Below are 967 nucleotides of genomic sequence, written 5' to 3'. Positions count from 1 at the left end.
GAGCTGCTACCGCTTCCGCTCTGAACCAGGAGGTTCTCGTGTCTCACGCTAACGCGGCGCTGACTCCGCGCCAACGTCTCCGGCTTGCCCGGCTGATCGTGGACGATGGCTGGTCGGTCTCGGCCGCAGCCGAGTACTTCCGCGTCTCGTACCCCACCGCGGCGAAGTGGGCCCGCCGCTATGTCGAGCTCGGGTCCGAGGGAATGGGCGACCGATCGAGCCGGCCGCACTCCCATCCGAACAGGACCCCGCAGCCCAAGGTGAAGAAGATCGTGCACCTTCGGATCAGAAAGCGCCTCGGCCCCGTCCAGATCGCTGCCAGGCTCGGGATGAGCGCTTCGACCGTCCACGCCGTCCTGGTCCGTTGCAGGCTCAACCGGCTCTCCCACATCGATGTGAAGACCGGAGAGCCGGCCCGCCGCTACGAGCACGAGAAGCCGGGTGCCCTGATCCATGTCGATGTGAAGAAACTCGGCAACATCCCGATCGGCGGCGGCTGGCGGTTCGTCGGGCGGCCCCAGGGCGGGAAGAACCGCGCGGCAACCGACGTGAACCGGCGCAAGGGCACGAACCGCGGCCCGCTCACCGGCCACGCCTTCGTCCATACCGTCATCGACGACCACTCCCGCGTCGCCTACGCCGAGATCCATGACGACGAACGAGCCGACACCGCCATCGAGGTCCTCCAGCGCGCTGTCTCCTGGTTCGCCGACCGCGGCGTGCGGGTCGAGCGGGTGCTCTCGGACAACGGACCCGCCTACCGCTCGCACGCCTGGAGGCACGCCTGCACCGAGCTGGGGATCAAACCGAAGTTCACCCGGCCCCGCCGCCCGCAGACCAACGGCAAAATCGAACGCTTCCACCGCACCCTCGCCGACGGCTGGGCCCACACGAAGCACTACAACTCGGAATCAGCCCGCCGCGCCGCGCTCCCGGCATGGCTCCACTTCTACAATCACCACAGGCC

At 68.1% G+C, this 967-nt stretch carries 1 protein-coding gene; it reads left to right on the top strand.

Going from position 1 to position 967, the window contains the following annotated elements:
• Window positions 1-38: 38 nt before the first annotated feature.
• On the top strand, window positions 39-967 hold a 929-nt coding region (locus ACYVKZ_RS21025; RefSeq protein WP_460994421.1), incomplete at its 3' end, for an IS481 family transposase.

Source organism: Sinomonas soli, assembly GCF_054782415.1.
Note: the sequence above shows the minus strand (reverse complement) of the source record. Positions and strands in the feature narration are given on the sequence as shown.